18 protein-coding genes are annotated in these 21,748 nt (G+C 52.4%); 12 read left to right on the forward strand and 6 right to left on the reverse strand.

Going from position 1 to position 21,748, the window contains the following annotated elements; all coding sequences use genetic code 11:
- Positions 1 to 83 precede the first annotated feature (83 nt).
- From JI741_RS06725 to dnaX, 3 genes are all read right to left on the reverse strand, one after another.
- Entirely contained in the window at positions 84 to 950 is an 867-nt protein-coding gene (locus JI741_RS06725) for a DUF6892 domain-containing protein (protein WP_202008281.1), read from the reverse strand.
- Between the two features lie 43 nt (positions 951 to 993).
- Complete coding sequence (locus tag JI741_RS06730) at positions 994 to 1,494, reverse strand: DUF8439 domain-containing protein (RefSeq protein WP_202008282.1); 501 nt, start codon at positions 1,492 to 1,494, stop codon at positions 994 to 996.
- Between the two features lie 146 nt (positions 1,495 to 1,640).
- A complete protein-coding gene (gene dnaX, locus JI741_RS06735) occupies positions 1,641 to 2,750 on the reverse strand; it encodes a DNA polymerase III subunit gamma/tau (RefSeq protein ID WP_202008283.1) in 1,110 nt (369 codons plus the stop codon).
- A 487-nt stretch (positions 2,751 to 3,237) separates the two neighbouring features.
- Between dnaX and JI741_RS06740 the strand changes: the two genes are divergently transcribed.
- From JI741_RS06740 to JI741_RS06750, 3 genes are read left to right on the forward strand one after another with little or no spacing between them, the layout of a single operon-like run.
- Positions 3,238 to 4,440 carry a glycosyltransferase family 87 protein gene (locus JI741_RS06740; protein ID WP_202008284.1) on the forward strand — a complete coding sequence of 401 codons (1,203 nt, stop codon included), beginning with the start codon at positions 3,238 to 3,240 and terminating at the stop codon, positions 4,438 to 4,440.
- A gap of 4 nt (positions 4,441 to 4,444) precedes the next feature.
- Positions 4,445 to 5,419, forward strand: a complete 975-nt coding sequence (locus JI741_RS06745; protein WP_236675929.1) for a glycosyltransferase family 2 protein — start codon at positions 4,445 to 4,447, stop codon at positions 5,417 to 5,419.
- Positions 5,400 to 6,212 carry a polysaccharide deacetylase family protein gene (locus tag JI741_RS06750; protein WP_202008285.1) on the forward strand — a complete coding sequence of 271 codons (813 nt, stop codon included), beginning with the start codon at positions 5,400 to 5,402 and terminating at the stop codon, positions 6,210 to 6,212. The genes JI741_RS06745 and JI741_RS06750 overlap by 20 nt, the downstream gene beginning before the upstream one ends.
- Positions 6,213 to 6,232: 20 nt before the next feature.
- Here the strand turns inward: JI741_RS06750 and JI741_RS06755 are convergent, their stop codons facing one another.
- Positions 6,233 to 6,925 carry a hypothetical protein gene (locus JI741_RS06755; protein WP_236675930.1) on the reverse strand — a complete coding sequence of 231 codons (693 nt, stop codon included), beginning with the start codon at positions 6,923 to 6,925 and terminating at the stop codon, positions 6,233 to 6,235.
- A gap of 311 nt (positions 6,926 to 7,236) precedes the next feature.
- Between JI741_RS06755 and JI741_RS06760 the strand changes: the two genes are divergently transcribed.
- The 6 genes from JI741_RS06760 to JI741_RS06785 all read left to right on the forward strand — a co-directional run bounded on the left by JI741_RS06760 (position 7,237) and on the right by JI741_RS06785 (position 13,719).
- On the forward strand, positions 7,237 to 8,577 hold the full coding sequence (locus JI741_RS06760) for an ATP-dependent DNA helicase (protein ID WP_202008287.1): 1,341 nt from the start codon (positions 7,237 to 7,239) through the stop codon (positions 8,575 to 8,577).
- A 102-nt stretch (positions 8,578 to 8,679) separates the two neighbouring features.
- Positions 8,680 to 9,783 (forward strand): DNA polymerase IV, encoded by a 1,104-nt coding sequence (gene dinB / locus JI741_RS06765; RefSeq protein ID WP_202008288.1) that lies wholly within the window; start codon positions 8,680 to 8,682, stop codon positions 9,781 to 9,783.
- A 78-nt stretch (positions 9,784 to 9,861) separates the two neighbouring features.
- Positions 9,862 to 11,118, forward strand: coding sequence for a hypothetical protein (locus JI741_RS06770; RefSeq protein WP_202008289.1), 1,257 nt, complete (start codon positions 9,862 to 9,864; stop codon positions 11,116 to 11,118).
- Positions 11,119 to 11,182: 64 nt separating this feature from the next.
- On the forward strand, positions 11,183 to 11,770 hold the full coding sequence (locus JI741_RS06775; protein ID WP_202008290.1) for a TetR/AcrR family transcriptional regulator: 588 nt from the start codon (positions 11,183 to 11,185) through the stop codon (positions 11,768 to 11,770).
- Between the two features lie 42 nt (positions 11,771 to 11,812).
- Positions 11,813 to 12,301, forward strand: coding sequence for a PaaI family thioesterase (locus JI741_RS06780; protein ID WP_202008291.1), 489 nt, complete (start codon positions 11,813 to 11,815; stop codon positions 12,299 to 12,301).
- A 137-nt stretch (positions 12,302 to 12,438) separates the two neighbouring features.
- Positions 12,439 to 13,719, forward strand: a complete 1,281-nt coding sequence (locus JI741_RS06785) for an acetyl-CoA C-acetyltransferase (protein ID WP_202008292.1) — start codon at positions 12,439 to 12,441, stop codon at positions 13,717 to 13,719.
- A gap of 48 nt (positions 13,720 to 13,767) precedes the next feature.
- Here JI741_RS06785 and JI741_RS06790 read toward each other — a convergent pair whose 3' ends face one another.
- Both JI741_RS06790 and JI741_RS06795 read right to left on the reverse strand, forming a co-directional pair.
- Positions 13,768 to 14,943, reverse strand: a complete 1,176-nt coding sequence (locus tag JI741_RS06790; protein ID WP_202008293.1) for a glycosyltransferase family 39 protein — start codon at positions 14,941 to 14,943, stop codon at positions 13,768 to 13,770.
- A gap of 551 nt (positions 14,944 to 15,494) precedes the next feature.
- Entirely contained in the window at positions 15,495 to 15,734 is a 240-nt protein-coding gene (locus JI741_RS06795) for a hypothetical protein (protein WP_202008294.1), read from the reverse strand.
- A 430-nt stretch (positions 15,735 to 16,164) separates the two neighbouring features.
- Between JI741_RS06795 and JI741_RS06800 the strand changes: the two genes are divergently transcribed.
- The 3 genes from JI741_RS06800 to JI741_RS06810 all read left to right on the forward strand — a co-directional run bounded on the left by JI741_RS06800 (position 16,165) and on the right by JI741_RS06810 (position 21,701).
- Positions 16,165 to 19,200, forward strand: a complete 3,036-nt coding sequence (locus JI741_RS06800; protein ID WP_202008295.1) for a right-handed parallel beta-helix repeat-containing protein — start codon at positions 16,165 to 16,167, stop codon at positions 19,198 to 19,200.
- Positions 19,201 to 19,397: 197 nt separating this feature from the next.
- A complete protein-coding gene (locus JI741_RS06805; protein WP_202008296.1) occupies positions 19,398 to 20,417 on the forward strand; it encodes a bile acid:sodium symporter family protein in 1,020 nt (339 codons plus the stop codon).
- A gap of 36 nt (positions 20,418 to 20,453) precedes the next feature.
- Entirely contained in the window at positions 20,454 to 21,701 is a 1,248-nt protein-coding gene (locus tag JI741_RS06810) for an MFS transporter (RefSeq protein WP_236675931.1), read from the forward strand.
- Positions 21,702 to 21,748 lie beyond the last annotated feature (47 nt).

Genomic DNA, 21,748 nt, shown 5'->3' on the forward strand with positions numbered 1-21,748 from the left:
CTCGCGCCACGCACATCCCTACCGGGCTGCGGGGTGCCGCTGCTATCGCTCACGCGCGGTGTTTTTTTACAGTAGAAAGTTTGCTATGAATCTGTCACCTTAATGCCGCGTGCCCGCAAAGCGTCAAGCACCGATGAGCTGGTGTCGCCAAAGAGACTGACGCGTTTTAGGTTCGGAAACTGATCGAAGTCGTCGGCGCTGCCGATGTTGAAGGTGTTGTCTTCACCATCCCAAAAACGAAGCAGCTGGCCGTAGATTTCGTCGCCACCGTCCTGAACGATCTTTGTGATTTTGGATGCAAATTTTCTGTCGATCTGAAGGTCTGTGAAGTAGCGGGTCACTTCAGCAATAAATGCGTAGCCCTCTTTTTCAATGTCAATCTTTCTGTCGCGATGCAGGTCGGCAAACTCATAGAGATCGAATGCCGGGGTGATCAGTTTTTTTTCATACATCAGGATGTTCACCACGGCCAGCTTGAAGTTGAAATCTTTGAAGACAATGAAGTCGCCTTGGCGCGGGGTGAGCACATATTTGGAGTGATCTTTTGGCGGTTCGGGCTCGGGAACGCTGAAGGCTAGTGAGACGGATGTTTTTTCGTCATCATCCAAATCATGATAGGCCAGCACGCCGCCCAGCGTCATCTTGTTGTCAACAAAGTCCTGTGCCTGAAAGTTTTTTCCATTCAGCGTGATATCGCCTTGAAAGGTATGCTCCGGTTGATACTTATAGCGTGGCGGGCTGCTCAGCAGCACGGCAAGCGCATCGATGTTTTTTTGATCTTTTGAGAAGGCATAGATACCCAATGCATCCCAGGTGAGCAGCGTGTTATATTTCAACGTCACGGTGCGGTCTGGTGGCCCGATCCATTCGGCGAATGTCTCTTTGGTGACGGGAAATTGAACGTGATGTTCATTGAGAAAAAGCCCGGAAGCGTCGAGTGAAATGCGCATGCTTGTTTTGTTAGGTGCGAACGGCAGATTAACCGACGGCTGTCTAGAAATCAGGGTCCAGCCCAAGCCTGTCTTTCAGTTCTTTCAGGTTTGGATTTTTATCCACGAGGTATTCAAACTTGTCGCGCGGCGTGTAGCGCATGGTTTTTTGTTCCATTTCGCGCATCTCGCCCACCACGAGGATGGAGTAATTTTGGAGGGTTTCGCGAAGGTGTGTCACCAGTTCGGCGCGCATGTTTTCGAGCATGGTTTCCTGCACGGGGTTGAGCAGGTACACAATGGCACGGTTCCCCTGGAGGTCGAACGGCTGGAGAAGCATCTGGTATTCGGCCTGGTATTTTTTCCGCTGCTCGGCAAACGTGTCCCACGCGGCTTGCAGCTGTTGGGGGGTGAACGGATTTTCGGCGCGGGGTTGTGTTTCGGTTTGTTGCTGTTGTTCGCCAGGTTGCTCCTGCTTGGGGCTCACCTTCATGATGTTGGAAAGATTCAACGTTTTGGGCGTTGTCTTTCGTGGTGCAGCGTCTTGCCTGGAAGGAAATTCCACGGTTGGTGGAGGTGCCTCTTGTGGCGCTTTTGCCGGTGTTGGAACTGGTGTTGATGGCGGCGGAATAGTAGGAACAGGCGGTGTGTTGACAACCGGCGGTGCTGTTATTGTGGCCTGGGGAGGTGTTTCGGCACTTTCGTCCGAGCTTACATCAATTTTTTTTTTAATCCATCGCCCGCATGGTTCAAATACTGAAGCTGGAGCACAGACCCCACGTTGGCCATCTTCATGAGGGCAAGCTCCACCGACAAGCGCTGGTTTTTGCTGCCCTTATAGTTGATGTCGCACTGGTTGGCAATGTTCAGCCACGTGAGCAGGAGCGAGGGCGGCGACGACTGTGCCTGTTGGGCATATTTTTTCTTCACGCTGTCGGGCACCTCCATGAGATTGGTGGTGCGGGCATCTTGCGACACCAGCAGGTTGCGGAGGTGTTCGCTCAGGCCGACAATGAAATTGTGTCCGTCAAATCCCTTGCGCAGAATTTCGTCCAGCAGCAGGAGGGGTTGCGTATGGTTTTGGGTGAGCAGTGAATCTACGACCTGGAAATAATAATCATAGTCCAGGATGTGGAGGTTGCTGAGGGTGGCATTGAAGGTCACGCCCTTTCCGGACGAATAGGTGACCATGAGGTCGAAGATAGACAACGCATCGCGCAAGGCGCCGTCGGCTTTCTGCGAAATGAGGTGCAGGGCTTCGTCTTCGGCGGGGATGCCTTCGTGCTTGGCTATTTTTTTGAGGTGATTGGCGATGTCGCTGATCTGGATCCGGTTAAAATCGAAGATCTGGCAGCGCGACAGGATCGTGGGGATCACCTTGTGTTTTTCGGTGGTGGCCAGGATGAAAATGGCATACGACGGCGGCTCCTCCAGCGTCTTCAAGAACGCGTTGAAGGCGGCGTTTGACAGCATGTGCACCTCATCGATGATATACACTTTGAATTTTCCGAACTGCGGCGGGTAGCGCACCTGGTCGATCAGGTTGCGGATGTCCTCTACGGAGTTGTTAGACGCCGCATCGAGTTCGAAAATGTTGAGCGAGTTGGTTTCGGCTTTTTCCTCGAAGCCGTTGATGAGACGGGCCACGATGCGGGCACAGGTGGTTTTGCCCACCCCGCGAGGTCCGCAGAAGAGCAGCGCCTGGGCCAGCTTGTTGTTGTCGATGGCGTTTTTGAGTGTGGTGGTAATATGTTCCTGGCCCACCACTTCATCGAAGCCCGTGGGACGGTATTTTCTTGCCGATACTACAAAATTCTCCATCGGCCGCAAGATAACAGGAACATCGATAATCGTCCAAGCGTCAAAAAATATTATCCCCTATGGCTTCGTTTGTGTTCCGTGATGCGGAACCTAAACGTCGCGGTCGCGTATCAGTTCAATGACCGGAAGCGCTTGATCCTCAATTCGAGAGCGCAGTGCAGCAAGTGATGTGAAGAACAAAGGTTAGGCCTAATGAGGGTATGCTAATTTTATAAAAAATTACGTATACGCAGGGAAATATAAAATTAATGTGCGCCTTTGGTCACTACCGATGGATCATGTTTGTAGTTTTAGGGGCGAATACAAATTACCCCGTCCATGTTCGGCTTTTTTGCAACGATAGGTTTTAAAATACTTGTATAAACACTTGATTTTGCATGGCGGATTTTACTGTTCCCGGAAATGATTTCTTCAAAGAAGGTGCGCCCATCGCGTACCTTCGCATACACAGAGCCACCAGTCTTTCTATACTAAACGCTCTACTCAGATGATTTTCTCCAGGAATCAGTTGGACCGGGCGAAGGTGATTTTTTCAAAACCTTCGTTCATTTTGGCAGTGTGGCTCACGTTGGCTACCGCGGCCGGCATTCAGCACTACCTGCGCGGTCCCGAACACGTGAAGCGCAACTACAACAACTACCTCATTTTTAAAGGCGTGTTCTGGCATGCCGTGGAGAAAAAAAATCTCTACGACCTCTATCCCGAAGACCACTTTGACTCCAACCACTACGGTCCGTTTTTCAGCGTGGTCATCGCACCCTTTGCTGTGTTGCCCGACGCGGTGGGCATTTGCCTGTGGATCATGTTCAACGGGGCTGTGCTCTTCTATGCCATCCGGCAACTGCCGCTCAAAGAGTCGCAGATCATCGCCGTGTTGTGGCTGGTCACCAACGAGCTCTACACGTCGTATTCCAATCAGCAGATCAACCCCTTCATTGCGGCCACCATCATTCTCGCCTATGTGTGGATGCGGAAGGAAAAAGATTTTTGGGCGGCCTTTGTTATCATGGCCGGCACGTTCATAAAGCTCTACAGCATTGCGGGCCTCGCGTTTTTCTTTTTCTCCAAACACAAGATGCGGCTCATCGGGGCGCTGGCGTTCTGGGCCGTGGTGTGCTTTGTGGCGCCCATGATCATTTCGGGGCCGGAGTTTGTGGTGCAGTCGTATAAAGACTGGCAAGTGTCGCTAACGGCTAAGGACGGGTTGAACGCCATCTCGCGTCACCAGGACATTTCGGTGTCGGGCGTGGTGCGCCGCATTTCCGGGCACCGCGAAATTCCGCTCACCTATTTCCTGCTGCCGGGTGTTTTCCTTTTTATGTTACCCTACCTCAAGGTGAAACACTATGGCAACACAACGTTTCAGTTGCTGATGCTCTGCTCGGTGTTGCTCTTCCTTTGTCTGTTCAGCAGTAGCACGGAGTCGTCTACCTACATCGTGGCGTTCACCGGCGTGGCCATCTGGTTTTTGCTGCACGAGAGGCCCTACCCCAAGCTGGTGATGGGGTTGATGATCCTTGCCTTTGTGCTCACCTCCCTGTCGCCCACAGACCTGATGCCCAAACCGGCCCGGGTGTTCATCTTTGACTATGCATTGAAAGCTGTTCCGTGTATCTTTGTGTGGTGTTATGTGATGGTTGAGCTTTTGAGATTTGGTGCACGTTCCAGATTACAACAACTAGATTCCTGATGGTATGGTCCATACAACACGGCAAATGATCTCTGTGGTGATCCCGGTCTTCAACGAAGGCAGCAATGTGCGGAAAATCTATTCCGAGCTGCTCCGCGTGATGGGAACCCTGAAGTATGACTATGAAGTTATTTTTGTAGACGACGGCAGCCGCGACAACTCCCTGGAGATGGTGCACGAAATCGCCGCCGAACAACCCAACATCTACTACATCGAGTTCTCCCGGAACTTCGGCCATCAATATGCGCTCAAGGCCGGCATGGACGTGGCCCGCGGCAATTGCGTGATCACGCTCGACTGCGACCTGCAACATCCGCCCGACCTCATCCCCAAACTTGTGAAGTTGTGGGAAGACGGCTTCGACGTGGTCTACACCATCCGCGAAGACGACCCGTCGCTCTCGCTTTTCAAACGCAAAAGCTCGACCTATTTCTACACGGTGATGAACAAACTTTCCAACATGGACATCGAGAAGGGTGCGGCCGACTTCCGGCTCATGGACCGTTCGGTGGTGGATGTGTTCACCAAGTTTGGCGAAAGCGATCTCTTCATCCGCGGGCTGGTGAAGTGGATGGGATTCAAGCAAACCTCCGTCCGCTATTTTCCGCACCCCAGATTTTCGGGCAAAAGCAAATACAGCCTGGCGCGCATGCTCACCTTTGCGTTCAAGGGCATCACCTCGTTCAGCACCAAGCCGCTCATCGTCACCGGCTATCTGGGCATCATCTTCTTCCTGATCTCACTCATTTATCTTCCCTACGCGCTCATCAGCTATTTCACCGGCCAGGCCGTGTCGGGGTGGACGTCCATCATCATGACTGTTATTTTCTTTGGCGGCTTGCAGTTGCTCATGCTCGGCATCATCGGTTTGTATCTCGGCCGCGTGGTGGTGCAGGGCAAAGGAAGACCACACTATGTGATCCGCACCACCAATCATCCCGCAGTCGTTAAAGCAAACTATGCCTACACCGAAGGGTAAAGCCCTCTACCTCTCGTTCGACATCGAAGAGTTTGACATGCCGCTGGAGTACGGCAAGACCATCGCGTTCGAAGAACAGATTCAGATTTCCACCGAAGGATGTCACCACATTCTCGATTTGTTGAAACGCAACAACGCGCGCGCCACATTCTTTAGCACCGTGGTGTTTGCCAAGCATGCGCCGGTCGTGATCCAGCGCATTCTCAACGAAGGACATGAGCTTGCTTCGCATGGCTACTACCATTCCGATTTCAAGAACGAACATCTGCAACAGTCGCGCGAGGCACTGGAAGAATTGTCGGGCAGAAAGATCACCGGCTATCGCATGGCGCGGATGATGCCCGTAGAAACCCAGGCGATTATCGACGCGGGCTATCGCTACAATTCATCGTTGAACCCGGTCTACATTCCCGGGCGCTATAACAACTACTTTAAAAAGCGTACTTTTTTCTACAACGGACCGCTGCTGGAAATACCGGCGTCGGCCACGCCCTTTGTGCGCTTCCCATTGTTCTGGTTGTCGTTCCACAATTTGCCGTTGTGGATCTATCGCCGGTTGTGTGCCATCACCATGTTTAAAGACAACTATCTCAACATCTATTTTCACCCGTGGGAGTTTACAGACCTCACGCAACCGCGTTTTGGTTTTCCGGGATTTGTGAAGAAGAAGACCGGTGCAAAAATGGTGGCGGCGTTCGACACCTGGTTGAAGTGGTGCAACGCCAGGGGATACGAATTCAGTTTGCTCCAATCGTTCGAAACGGAGAAAGCAGGAGGAAAGGGAGTAGCGTGAGATTTCTGAAGAGAACGGAATCAGTTCTTCACCCAAAGCTCATCCAGCGACACGTTTGACGGGAAGTCAATAAAATAATTCCGGTCGATTTTTAGTTTGCCTTTGAAGCGCGGGCTGCGCTTGAACTTGTAGGTTGATATTTTATACTTCACCGGTGCAGCGCCAACCGAGTTTTTCTTGTCCAGCACCTGGCTTTCCGATTTCGATGTGCTGGTCACAATGTCGAGCCCGGCAGCTTCCAACCGATCGCGATCCAGCTGGGCAAATTTGGCGATCTCCCACTCCGAAGAAATGCGTTGTTCGATAATCAGGTAACTCTGTCCGCCAAAGTCCACGGTGCGCACCCACAGTCCGTCTTTGATCTGGTCTGAAAGTTTTGGATAAACACGCAGGGTGAGGCTGTTGGTTTCGTATTCCTTGTCGAGAATGGAAAACCGGAAGGGCCCGATCTTCACCTTGCCGGTGTCGGAAAATACTTGCGATATTTTGAGGTCGCCATACGCAATTTTATTGCCGCGGATGGCCGCAAAGTCGTCGCTCGATTTTTTCTCTTTGCTTTCGAGTGTCGACAGATTTTCTTTTTTGATAGACACCAGAATTTCAACTTCGTCGCCCACGCGTGGCGCGGGGTTGGTGGTTTCCAGAACGGACACTTGCGCCCATGCTGTGGCGCAACCCAAGAACGATAAGGATAATAGGAACGATCTCATCATAACTAAGCGCATAGCCGGTGAAGGCAGCATGGTTTAAAGGAAATTTTTTGGTCTTCGTTTTATAACGAAAAACTAAAAGTAAGAAAACAATAAACAGCTTACAATCTTCCTGCCAAGGTTCTTCAATCGATGTAGACGACGTTCGCCCATCCAAACCCTGCATGGCAATTCCCCTCCCAACACAACGCGCGGCGACGTCTTTGGGCCCGCTTGCAACCGTGGGGCCGGGCGAGCGTCGCAACTCGTCCGGACCAGCGACGCGCCAGAGGTTTTCATGAACGCTACTGTTTTCTTCGCTATTTTGCCGCATCATGAACGCGGCGACGACCGGTGCTCCCGACAAAGAATCCATCCTTCTCCCGGCCCATTTCAAGCTGGAAGACGACCTCACGATGGCCTACCACATGATGGAGTATACCAACGAGACACTTTTCCTCACGGGCCGCGCCGGCACTGGCAAATCCACGCTGCTGAATTATTTCCGGAAGAACACCACCAAGAAATATGTAGTGCTGGCCCCCACCGGCCTGGCGGCTCTGCAAGTGGGGGGCGGCACCATTCATTCGTTCTTCGGCTTCCCGCTGCGCACGCTTGTGAAGGGCGATCCCGAAATACAACCCTGGGGCAAGGGGCACCCGCGCCTTCGCATCCTGCGGAAAATGGACACGCTCGTGATCGACGAGATATCGATGGTGCGGGCCGACATCCTGGACGCCATCGACCTGTCGTTGCGCCTCAACATGGACAGCGAACTTCCCTTTGGAGGCAAACAACTCATTTTCATCGGCGACGTGTTTCAGCTTTCGCCGGTGGTGAGCCCGCAGGATTTTCAAAGTACCGACCTCGACGACTACGAGAGCCCCTACTTCTTTAGCGCCGACGCCTTTCGCGCCAGCCGCCCCAAAGTGATGGAGCTGAAAAAGATCTACCGCCAGCAGGACGACGATTTTATTTACCTGCTCAACCGCATCCGTGTGGGCACCGCCGACACACACGACCTTGATGCGCTGAACAGCCGCTTTGCTCCCGACCACGACGAGAACGAATTCGCCATCTCGCTCACGTCTGTGAACGCCCTGGCCGACCAGGTGAATCTGCAAAAACTCATGGCCCTGAAAACACACAGCGAATCGTATAAAGGAAAAACAGACGGTGCCTTCGACACACGGCTGCATCCGGCCAGCGCGTCGCTTAGTCTCCGCGTTGGTGCGCAGGTGATGATGGTGAAAAACGATTTGCAGGGCCGCTGGGTCAACGGCACCATCGGCATGGTGGAGCACCTCACCCCCGAGGTGATTATGGTGCGCTTTCCCGATGGCAACATCCACCGCGTAGATCCCGTCACGTGGGAACGAAAATCGTATACATGGGACAAGAGCGTTAACACCATATCGTTCGAAGTGCTGGGCACCTACACGCAATATCCCATACGCCTGGCGTGGGCCATCACCATCCACAAAAGTCAGGGCCTGACGTTCGACAACGTGATCATCGACATGGGCCGCGGTGCCTTTGCGCACGGCCAGCTCTATGTGGCCCTGAGCCGTTGCAAAACCTTGGGGGGCATCACCCTGCGGACAAAGCTTCAGGCCAAAGACATGATTGTGGATGAAGCGGTGGAATACTTTGCCGGACGTTGTGGATTGGGTTGAGACCATAGAAAACACGGCCCGTCCGAAACGGCCGGTACCTCGCGGCCGTAAAACGTTCAGAACACCTGCAGAAGTGTGGGCAAGGTGATGCACGGGCAACGCATGGAACAGACTCCAAAAAATTTCCGCAAGATCATACACATCGACATGGATGCTTTCTATGCCTCCATTGAGCAACGCGACCATCCGGAATATCGCGGCAAGCCCATTGTGGTGGGTGGCTCGCCTGAAGGGCGTGGCGGTGTGGTGGCCACGGCCAGCTATGAAGCCCGCAAGTACGGCATCCGGTCGGCCATGCCTTCCAAACGCGCCAAACAACTCTGTGCCAGTGTCATTTTTGTGCGACCACGGTTTGAAGTTTACAAGGACGTGTCGCGAAAACTTCGCGAAATCTTTCATCGCTACACCGACCTCATCGAACCCCTCTCGCTCGACGAAGCGTTTCTGGATGTGACACACGACAAACAAGGCATCGGCTCGGCCATCGACATCGCCAAGCTCATCAAGCAGGCCATCAAAGACGAACTGCAGCTCACCGCCTCGGCGGGTGTGTCCATCAACAAGTTCGTGGCCAAGATCGCTTCCGACATGGACAAGCCCGACGGCCTCACGTTCATCGGTCCGTCGCGCATCGAAAAATTTATGGAAGACCTTCCCGTAGAAAAATTCTTTGGCGTGGGGCGCGTCACGGCCGAGAAGATGCGCAACATGGGCCTGCACAAAGGCGCCGACCTGAAGCTGCTTTCGGAAGCGGACCTGACAAAGCGTTTTGGCAAGCCCGGAAAGTTTTTCTACAAAATCGTGCGCGGCATCGACGACCGCGAGGTGCGCCCCGACCGCGAAACAAAATCGGTAGGCGCCGAAGATACTTTTCCCTACGACCTGGAAGACGTGAGTGAAATGATGGAAGAGCTGGAAAAAATCGCCACCATCCTGGAAGGCCGTTTGCAACGCCACGGCTTCAAAGGCCGCACCATCACCTTGAAAATAAAATACCACGACTTCCGCCTCGTCACCCGAAGCCAGTCGTTCCCCCAAGGTGTTAACGACAAACCGACCATTCTCGCCACCGTGCACCAACTGTTGATAGCGACCGACCTGGAGGAAAAGAAAATCAGGCTCCTGGGCATCTCCCTTTCCAACTTCGGAGAGTTGGGCGAGCGCGTGAGGAGGGAGGATGAGAGCGATCAGTTGAAATTGTTCTGAACGATAATCTTTTTCGAAGCAAAGAAATTCAAGGCAAATGCATAAGTTGTTCTGTGAAACTATGTGATCGTTGCCGCTATGCGTAAAACAATAAAGGTTGTCCTCACGGGTATCGTTGTGCTTGTGCTGGGCCTTGTTTTGTTCGTGAACATCAAACTTTACGACAGTCCCCAATACCGAATCGCGAAAGGCGACACTGTGAACCTCGATGTGCTGCACGAGCTGAGAGGCGTGCGCGAAGCTTTGCAGGATGGCGCGGCCGACAAGATGCAAACCGTGTATCCTGAGGGCTACGTGTTTTTCACGGCGCTGTATGGATTGGGATGGGCAGATTTCGCGGCATCGCTAAAGCATGACCCTGAGCTTTTCAAGGAAGCACAGCGCGAAATAAACACGGCATATCAATTGGTCAACTCGCCCCACGCCAGAAGCACATTCAATGAAGATCTGAAGTTGCCATACGGCGCGTTTTATAACGGGTGGAGCAACTATCTCCTGGCGCGAAAACTACAACTCGAAAATCCGGGCGACCGTGAAGCAGACGACGTAGATACTTTTAATCAGCGCTGCAAAGCGATTGCCGTTGCACTGGAAACTGCCATATTTCCCGAGAGCTATCACCAGGCCGCGTGGCCCGCCGATGCTATGGTTTGTGTAGCGTCGCTGGCCCGGCACGATAAAATCTTTGCGCCCGAATATCGCGAAGTCATTCAACACTGGTTGACGCGTGTAAGGAAGCACCTTGATGGGCGCGGCCTCATTGCGCATGCAGCCCATCCGTTTTCCGGAAAAACTACCGATGAAGCGAGAGGCTCTTCACAAAGTCTTATGCTGATTTTTCTGACGGAGTTGGATGAGACGTTTGCCCGTGAACAATTTGCACTGTTCAAGGGACATTTTGTGGACACGCGTTTTGGGTTGCCCGGTGTTCGCGAATATGCCAAGGGCACGTTTGGCATTGGCGATGTGGATTCCGGTCCGCTCGTTTTGCAAATAGGCCCGGCGGCCACCATTGTAGGCATGCGAACGTTGGATCACTACGGCGAACACGACATCAGCTTTGCACTGCGCAATGGTCTTGAAGGATTTGGACTGGGATGGACGGCCGGCGAGAAGAAAGACCACCTGCTTGGTCTGCTTCCCATTGCCGACGCCTTCATGGCCTGGAGTCATGCCGGGTGTAGCGTTTCCGACGGCGCTCAGGCGGGATGGCGTATCTGGTTTCAGGTGTATAGTGTTCTGCTATGCGGTGCGCTCACCGCAGGACTTTGGTATCTGAAGCGTAAAAAGCCGCCACACGACCTTGTTGTGCACTGGGGGGAACCAATCGGCTGAAAAGTTGTTTTGTAATTATACCGTACGGTATAGTTTTCGTATCTTGCCAAACTCTTTCATCACCATGTCGAAAGCCGCACGAACAAAAGCCTTCATCATCGAAAAAACAGCGCCGGTGTTTAACACAAAGGGTTATGCCGGCACGTCCATAAATGACTTGTCGGAAGCCACGGGGCTCACCAAGGGCAGCATCTATGGAAACTTCACCAGCAAAGACGACGTGGCGCTGGCTGCGTTTGACTATAACCTTCAGAAGGTTCAGAATGTGGTGAAGAGCGAGATGAGCAAATGCACCACGGTGCTCGATCAGCTGCTGGTGTATGTGAACGTTTACGACAACTTCGAGAAGTTTCCGTTTCCCCTGGGCGGTTGCCCCATACTCAACACCTCAACCGAAGCCGACGACACCCATCCGGAACTGCGCAAGCGCGCCAACGCGGCCATCCTGTCGTGGAAAAATGCGCTTGTGGGGCTTATTGAAAAAGGTGTGAAGATGAAGGAGCTTCGTGCCCAGATAGATGCTGAACAGACCGCTGTGGCCATCATCGCGCTTATTGAAGGCGGCATTATGATAGCGAAAGTGACGGGCAAGAGCAGTTTTCGCAAAGCGGTGATGCAGTCGGTGGAGAAAATGATCCGGGGCCTTGTCTGATTTTTTTTATTTATAAGCATACCGATCGGTATAATCATAGCCATGGAAAGAAGTAAAACAATACACTGGCAGGATCCTGCCGAAGGTGCAACCAAAGCCAAGCAGAAGAGTGGCCTGGACTATCTGCAAGCCATGAACAACGGAGAAATTCCGCTGCCGCCGCTTCTGCACACCCTTGATTTTTCGGTGGAGTCGATGACGCCGGGCGTGGCTGTGTTTTCATTTATGCCACAAGAGTTTCACTACAACCCCATCGGCAGCGTGCACGGCGGCGTGATCACCGCGATATTGGATTCTGCCATGGGCTGTTCGCTCCACACCCAGTTGCCCGCTGGCACGGGCTATACCACGCTGGAATTGAAAGTAAATTTTCTGAAGGCCGTCACCATAAAAACGGGTCGGCTTCGTGGCACAGGCAAAGTGATTTTTTCAGGCGGCCGCACGGCGTTAACCGAAGCGCAATTGATAGACGACAATGGCATGCTCTATGCCCACGCGGTGAGCACGTGTTTGATTCTGCAGCCGAAATGATGAACGGAACAACAGGAACATTGAAATTCACAACGCCGGGGGTGCCTCGCGAATGTGCGCTTCTTTCTATATTGGTTCCTTAAATCTGAAACATACTTCCATCGCAAAAAATAACCGGCGTCTCACACGCAACCGACATGAATATTCCGAATGAAAGAAGAAAGGTGGCCGTGGTAGGCTACAACCGCATTCCGTTTGCACGCCAAAACACGGCCTATGCCACCGCTAGCAACCAGGATATGATGGTGGCGACGTTGAACGGATTGATAGACCGCTATCGCCTGCAGGGACAATTGTTGGGTGAGGTGGCCGGCGGCGCGGTGATCAAACACAGCGGCGACTTTAATCTGATGCGCGAAAGTCTGATGAGCACATCGCTTGATCCGGGCACACCGGCGTGCGACCTGCAGCAAGCCTGCGACACGGGCATTGAGGCAGCGCTTTACATCGCCAACAAAATCGCACTGGGTCAGATTGATGTGGGCATTGCAGGCGGGGTTGACTCCACCAGCAACGTGCCGCTGCTGCTCGGCGAAAATTTGCGCAAGATTTTGCTGGAGGCGCGTCGTGCCAAGACCACGGGTGCGAAGCTCAAGGCCTTTTCGAAAATACGATTCAAGGATCTCGCTCCGGTGGCGCCGCTCAACGTGGAGCCACGCACCGGCCTGGCTATGGGCGGACACACCGAAATCACGGCGAAGCACTACGGCATTGCGCGCGAAGACCAGGACGCGCTTGCGTTGCAGAGTCATCAAAAAACGGTGAAAGCCTATGACGAAGGATTTTTCAAAGACATGCTTTCACCCTATCTCGGCCTCGACCGCGACAACAACGTTCGGAAAGACACCAGCCTGGAGAAGCTTGCCAAGTTGAAACCCGCCTTCGACAAAGTGAACGGCACGCTCACCGCTGGCAACTCCACGCCACTCACCGACGGTGCGTCGTGTGTGTTGTTGGCCAGCGAAGCATGGGCAAAAGAAAAAGGGTTGCCCATACTGGCCTACATCACGTTTGCCGAACTGGCCGCCATTGAGTATGTGCAAAATCAACACAACCTGTTGCTGGCGCCCATCTATGCGTCAACGCGTATGCTGAAGAAGGCTGGACTCACGTTGCAGGATTTTGATTTCTACGAAATACACGAAGCGTTTGCGGCCCAGGTGCTGGCCACATTGAAAATATGGGAGAGCGATGCGTTGATGAAGACCTTTGGTTTTGACAAAGCCCTGGGTAGCATCGATCGCAGCAAGCTGAACGTGAAGGGAAGCAGTCTTGCCGCTGCGCATCCTTTTGCGGCTACCGGTGGACGAATCATTGCCACCATGGCCAAGTTGTTGAACGAGAAGGGAAGTGGTCGCGGATTTATTTCTGTGTGTGCAGCGGGCGGGCAGGGCATCACGATGATTATGGAGCGGTAGACCAAACGAGGGACGACAAGAAGACATTGATCGTTGGAAAGTAGCACATCAGTATGCCGGCGTTTCCATTTTGTTTTTCCAACGACGATATAGGGTTGCGGCGCCGCCTCCGGCGAATAATACAATGCCGGGTTCCATAGGCACATAGAATCGGTTGTCCCAGTCAATGGTGGTGATGAAGATGAGCGCGATGTTTACGATGATCACCGTATACACGCCGCGCTTCACCGCCACATTTCCGCTGCACTTCACGCCGCGAACAAACAGTCCGTAGACCATCATCATCCAACAGAGTGTGACGCCGTTGTGTATCCAGGAATAGTATGGCCTGACGGCCACGAGCAGATACATTATTTTCCACACGCCCGCTTGAAGGATGTAGGCGGGATTGCTCGTGATGAAGATGAGCAATTTCAGAAGGGAACCTTCGCCCTGGGGTGGAGGCACGATGGTGGAGGGATTCACGTGCAGGCTTTGGACATAGAGCGGTGTGCCTTGCAGCGTGTCCATGTAGGTGACGATGTTGCCGCGCGAGAGCTGTTCGGTGAAATCCCATAGCGAGAAAATCGCATTGGCTCCTGCGAGCGAAATGCCAACCAATATCAGAATGCCCGCACTTTGAATAATGATCGGGACACGACGACGCTCATTATTTTGCTGGGAGGCTATGAAAACGATTGTGCCGGCGAGTGCCAGCATGCCGGTGGGTCTTGTCAACACGTTGAGTGCTACCAACAGGGCCAGCAACAGATAGTCCTTTGCCCGTTTTTCAAAATGAACCCATGCATACACGGTGAAACACATCAGGCTACAGGCCAATGATTCGGTCATGACCACCAGGTTCCATTGCAGGTTATCGATCCACAGCAGGAAAATGACTCCGGCCAGGAAACCGGCAAGGTCATCGTTGAATGTTTTGGTGGCTGCTCTATATATAGAGACCACGGCGAGACCCGACAAGAGGCTTTGAAAAATGAGGATAGGTAGGGATGAGTTGAAAAACTTCCCAAATAGTGCGGTCAGGCCGATGTATACACTATAAAAGAGATCGCCCTGCTCTTGCCAATTCCCTTGTGAGGCGAGAAATGCGGCTTTTGTTTGATAGCGTCCGGAGTCTACGAGGTCGCGAAAACCATAGTGAACGAACAGGATCACGTGAATGCCAAGCCAGAGTATAAATAGAGTGGGAAGAAATGCAGAAGATTTTACTGCGATGCGCGGCATATTCAAAAATACATTATTTCTGAAAGATGATTGCGATAGACGCTTCGGGATGAAACGAAAGTATGCCGCGAAGAAAGCACAAATATTACAAATGAAAACCTCATGACCCATAGCATCCCGTTGAACGACACGATGTGTATGTGAATGAACATGAGGCGAAGTTTAAATTCGTGACACATCATTCGTTGATCGTGAAACGATGTGTTGGTTGATGTGTGTGATGTTGATGAGCAACGTGTGGCTTGTGTGTCAATGCGTGAAAGCAAAAGCCAGCGTGTGTTTTACGCTGGCTTTTCAGAGGAGAAATTCACTTTTCGTGATGATGCAGTGACAATAATAAACAGGGCATCACGTTCGTATCTCGCTCAATTCATGAGCTTAATAAAAGCTTAAAAAGTGTGGAATGAATTGTTGCGTAGCCCGACTGTTGATGTGTTGAGAAAAAGTTTTCGCGCACATGCACATCAAAAAAATGAAAATATCACGGTGTTGATACACGATGTTGAGTAAGGACGCTGAAAAAATTTAGGCAACAAAAAAAAGGTACATCATTAAATTCCGAGGTACTCAAACAGCTGCAAAAGCTCTTCAGGTTTCCACAATGCTTCGCCTTCCTTTTTCCGGTAAAGGCTCTGGCGGGTGATACAAAGTGCGTTCGCTATGTTCTCTAATTTTTCGCCGGAAGCATCGATTAATACTTTGGCGTCGTGACGGATTTCCATGTATTCCTTCACGCGGCGGGCAGGTTCTTTTCGAATGATGACCTGCAATTCTTGTAACATTTTAGGCATACTGAGGTAAAGTTTAAAGCCACTCTAATTTACCGAAAAAACGATTTAAGTTACAAGCGTGATTATAAACTATTACCAAACGTCCAAATTTTGATACGCTATGTACGATCCATTATACATTTGTGTCATTAAATAATGTATGATGAGAAGAAGAATTTTAGGCTTGTTGGGGGTTCTGCTGTTCACCGTTCCGGTGGCAGTGATGGCCCAGTGTGACTGTAACTTCATTATTTCTACGTCGGCCACAGAATGGCAGTTTGATGGGGATGCGAAGGGCGTGAAGCCGGGCGACAAAATTTGTTTCGCTGGCGGTACAAGAACGGGGATATTATTAAAGAATATCCACGGTACGGTTGATAAACCGGTTACAATTACGAACATCTGCAACAGTTCCGTAATTATCAGTGCACCATCGTCGTATGGCAATGCCATGCAGATGGACAATTGCACGTTTGTGAAGGTGACAGGATCGGGAAATCCGGCCGTGAAATACGGCATTGAGATCACAGGTGCCCAAATGGGTATCAACTTTCAGGCGCTGAGCACGGACTTTGAGGTGGACCACCTGAACGTCCACCACACAGGCTGTGTGGGTATTGTGGCCAAAACCGATCCCACCTGTGAATCCAATACATGGAGAGGCAACTTTACCATGAAGAATACCATTTTTCACGACAATTTACTGACCAATACCGGATGCGAAGGATTTTACATTGGTAATTCACACTACGACAGCGGTGTAGGCAAAACCTGCAACGGCACAAGCCTCACCGTGAAAGAACACGATGTGGTGAACGTGCAAGTCTATAATAATACACTGCAAAACATTGGAAACGACGGTATCCAGATTGGGTCGGCCGTTTCGGGCTGCGTGGTGCACCACAACACCGTGACCAACTATGGCTCACTCAATAATTACGGACACACCAACGGCTTCCAGGCTGGCGGTGGAACCACAGGTGCAAAAGTATACGACAACATTATCGATACCGGAAACGGTTATTGCTTCTGGGATTCGGGTGGAGGTGGAATGTATTACAACAACATCGCCCGAAACGGTTTGCTGGGTGGCTTCTCGATGATCGACTACGCCGGCGCCTATGCTCCGACCGGATTTTTGATCGCGAACAACACGCTGGTGAATTGCAAAGACATGGCCGTGATCATGTACAGCGAAGGACCTCCCACATCGCGCATCGTCAACAACATCTTTGTGACGAATCAAAGCACCTATGCTTATGTGAAATACAACAGCCCTACTGCGCAGGCGCGTACGGTTGACTCTAATAACTTAAAGACGAATGTGATTGGCAACGTGAAGTTTGCTGATGCTGCCGCCATGGACTATCACTTGCTGGCGGGTTCTCCTGCCATTGACGCTGGCACAGACATGAAGAGCTATGGTGTGACGGTAGACAAGGACGACAACGCACGCAGTGCCACGTTCGACATCGGTGCTTACGAATTTAAGTCGACCGGCAATGTGGCACCCGTGGCCAACGCCGGTGCCGACAAGTCGCTGACATCGCCTCCTTCTACCATCGCGATCACCGGAACAGCTTCCGATCCTGATGGAACGATCAGTGCATATGCCTGGACAAAAGTTTCGGGTGGCACGGCCACAATGACCAACGCCACTACCGCTACTGTGACCTTGAGTGGTCTGGTCGCCGGAACGTATGTGTTCCGATTCACGGTGACCGACAATGCCGGAGCCACGGCTTCCGATGATGTGACGGTTACGGTAACCGCCAACAATCCTCCTACGGTGAGCGCCGGTGCAGACAAAACTTTTGGTGTGCCCCCCTCGTCGGGAACCATCACCGGAACAGCAACAGACGCCGACGGCTCCATTGCATCGTATGCCTGGACAAAAGTGTCGGGTGGTGCAGCAACAATGACCAACGGCAACACGGCCACGCTTAGTCTGAGCAACCTCGTAGCGGGCACGTATGTGTTCCGTCTCACGGTGACCGACAATGGCGGCGCTACAGCATCTGATGACATGACACTGACCGTGCTTGCCAACGTGGTGCCGGTAGTGAATGCAGGTGCAGACAAATCGATCACCACAAGTTCAGTAGTGTTGAGCGGCACAGCAACGGATGCCGATGGCTCTATTGCTTCGTATGCCTGGACGAAAGTGTCGGGCGGTGCGGCCACGTTGACCAATGCCAACACGGCCACGGTGAACCTGACCGGCCTGGTGACCGGAACCTATGTGTTTCGTTTGACGGCTACCGACAACAGCGGTGCAGCCGTGAGTGATGATGTGACGGTAACGGCGGCTATTCCCAACGTTCTTCCTACGGCGAGCGCGGGTGCCGATGTGGCCCTTACAGCTCCGGCCAACACGACGCCACTTGCCGGAACAGCAGCCGATGTTGACGGAACCATCACGTCGTATGCCTGGACAAAAGTGTCGGGTGGCACAGCAACCCTTACCAACGCCAGCGCACAAACGGCGAGTGTGACCGGACTTTCTACCGGAACCTATTCCTTCAGACTTACGGTGACTGACAACGGTGGTGCAACCGCCAGCGATGATGTGACGGTGACGGTGAGCAACAACGTTACGGGTCGCTTTAACTTCACTCCTACAGCAGCCAACGTGAGCGGCTGGGTGGATCTTGTGGGCGCACCTCACGCCAGCGTTATTTCGGCAACCGATCCGGCCAGCGGCATCATGGTGAGCAGTGTGTCGACTACGCAGTGGAGCCCGGTGAACTATGGTTCGCTGACGACTTCGTATAACGGTGGTGTTACCAACGGCACGGTGCAACCTTCGAAGGTGGTGTCGACCAACTGGTTCTGCTACAACGCAGCATATGGTGCAACGGTGAACGGTGTGGTGCAAGGCGACAACCTGAAAGTTTCGAAGCTTGATCCCACACACGAATATACTTTGCAAATGGGTGCATCGCGTGCTTCGGGCAACGGCACAGCCGATCAGTATGGCACGTTTGAGTATCGTGTGAACGGCACCAACATCAAAACCCTGATGGTGACTAACAACGCATCAACACAGGTGGAATACACCAACATCAAGCCGAACGCACAAGGCGAGATTGGTCTTTCGGCGCGCAAAGTTTCGGGCAGTGCCATGAACTTTGGTTACATCGGCTGGTTGGTTGTGATTGACCTCACACAAGCAAGAGCTACGGGTGTGGCGGTGCGCATGGCTACGGAAACTGCTCCTGAAACCAACACGTTTACCGAAGCGGAAAGCGCACCGGTAGAAGAAGGTGTTGCCGCTACTGATAATTTTGTTTTCCTGAACCAACAGTATCCTGCCGGCTACGAATATGCGGTGGTGATCTTCGATGGCGATGGCAATCGTGTGTATCAAGGCAAGTGGAATGAAGAAATGTATGCACAGATCTTTACTCCCGGCAATCTCTATATCTATCACGTGTTGCAAAACGGACGGAAGATAGACACCGGTAAAACGGCTGTTATCCAATAGAACATTCGGTTGCTTTGCCTTGACGGTGAAGCGCAGAAAGTTTCAGAAGTTATCGCTTCGGGTCTTTGGCCTGAAGCGATTTCTTTTTTCAGGCCGTGGTGTGGCTGCCATTCATCACACCGTATTCAGGATATTACAAGCCCCTTCACTACCTTTGGCGATCACAGGTCGATAAGTTTATCCGCGATCGTTTTCGTATGAGCCGAATTTCATTTTCTCTGAAGTCTACGTTACAGAAGGTTGGTCTTGATGGATTTATTATCACGCTGCTTTCGCTGATTTTATTGGCCTATGTTTGGCCACAGCCGGGACTGATGGAGAAGCCGGTGTCGTTGGGAGAGTTGGCCAACTATGGATTGTCGCTGGTGTTTTTTTTCTATGGCCTGCGGCTGAGTCCGCGTGCGCTTCGCGACGGGTTGTCGAACTGGCGGCTGCATCTGTTGGTGCAGGCGGGAACGTTTGTGTTGTTTCCGTTGCTGGTGCTGGCAGCGAAACCGTTTGTGTCTAGCGATGCCGGACTGTTGTGGCTCGGCACGTTTTATCTTGCTGCATTGCCGTCAACGGTTTCGTCTTCGGTGGTGATGGTGTCGATGGCAAGGGGCAATATTCCGGCAGCCATTTTCAACGCGAGTGTTTCGAGCTTGGCAGGTGTGTTCATCACACCGCTGTGGATGGCATTGTTTCTGACGGCCGATGTGAGTGGTCTCGACACCACCGACATCATTCTGAAACTTGCGCTGCAGGTGCTGGCCCCGGTGCTGGTGGGCATTCTGCTGCATGGCTATGGTGGTGACTTTGCGTTGAAGTATAAGAAGCAGCTGCGGTATTTCGATCAGTCAGTGATCCTTGCCATTGTGTACACTTCGTTTTGCCATTCGTTTGCAGGACACGTGTTCGATCAGTTGAGTGTGGTGCAACTGCTGTTGATGGGTGTTTGCCTGGCAGCGCTTTTCTTTGTGGCGTATTTTTGTTTGTCGTTTGTGGCAAAGGTGGCGGGCCTGGGGCGCGAGGAGCGCATCACGTTGTTGTTCTGTGGATCGAAGAAATCGATTGTGCATGGCACGGTGATGTCGAAGGTGTTGTTTCAGCAAGCGGCCACGGCCGGGATTCTGCTGTTGCCCATCATGATGTATCACGCGCTACAGCTTATTTTTGTGAGTCTTATTGCGCAGCGCATGGCGCGCGATGTTGCGCCGGTGACAACCGCGGAAAAATAAAATGCAGATTCGTAATCTTTACCATAAAAAAGAAGAATGACCTCCAAGCCTGAACAAGAACGGCCGGTGTCGAAGCAATCGCTTCCCGGCACGGTAGATCTGCCGGTGATGCCGGCAGCCAAGATGCGTATCTGGAACATCCGGCGCGCCATCTCCGTTAAAGGCTATGTGCGGCTTGGTGTGGGCACCTTCTTCTTCACCCAAGGGTTGTGTTTCGCGTCATGGGCCAGCCGCATACCCGACATCAAAAACCTGATGGGCCTTAGCGACGCTGGTTTAGGTAGCGTGTTGTTTGCATTGCCTGCCGGCTCCATTGCCAGTCTGCCCGTGTCGGGATGGATGGTGACAAAGTTTGGCAGCAAAAAGATGTTGCTGATCGGTGCGCTTTGTTATGTGCTCACGCTGGTGGCTGTGGGGTTCATGCAAGCAACCTGGCAACTGGTGGCGGCGCTTTTTTGTTTTGGACTGGTGGGCAACCTTGTGAACATCGCGGTGAACACGCAGGCCATTGGTGTGGAGAACATCTATAAAAAATCAATCATGGCTTCCTTTCACGGTGCGTGGAGCCTCGCGGGATTTTCGGGCGCAGCCGTGGGCACATTGCTGGTGTCGAAAGATGTAGCGCCGTCGTTTCATTTTGTAGGCATCGCGGTGTTTTGTTTTGCGTTGATCGCGGTGGCCTATCCCTATACGCTGCGCGGAAAAATCAGCAGTGGCGACCAACCTTTTTTTGCCCGGCCCGACAGTGCGTTGCTCACGTTAGGTCTTATCGGATTTTGCGGCATGGCCTGCGAAGGGGCGATGTTTGACTGGAGCGGCGTATACTTTCAGAAAGTGGTGAACGCACCCAAGACGCTCACCACCGTGGGTTATGTGGCCTTCATGAGCACTATGGCCGGCGGCCGTTTTGCCGGAGATTGGTTGGCCAATAAGATCGGGCGCAAGAAAATGTTGCAGATGAGTGGCGTACTCATCGCGACGGGTCTGATGGTGTCTGTAATTTTTCCCTACATCGTGCCGGTCACCGCAGGCTTTCTGTTGGTGGGCTTTGGTGTGTCGTCGGTGGTGCCGCTGGTGTATAGTGCTGCGGGCAAGTCGCCTACGCTGTCGCCGAGCATGGCGCTGGCGGCGGTGTCGACCATCAGCTTTTTTGGTTTCCTGATAGGCCCACCGTTGATCGGGTTTATCGCTGAAGAGGCCAGCCTGCGCTATTCGTTTGCCGTGATTGCTGCATTGGGTTTCTGCACGGCTATGCTGGCTTCGCGCGCAAAGCTTATTCAATAAGCGATTCCTTTTGTTGGCAGACTTTTTTCTACGATGATCGTGGAGAA

The sequence above is a fragment of the Chryseolinea lacunae genome, assembly GCF_016735595.1.
GTDB lineage: Bacteria > Bacteroidota > Bacteroidia > Cytophagales > Cyclobacteriaceae > Chryseolinea > Chryseolinea lacunae.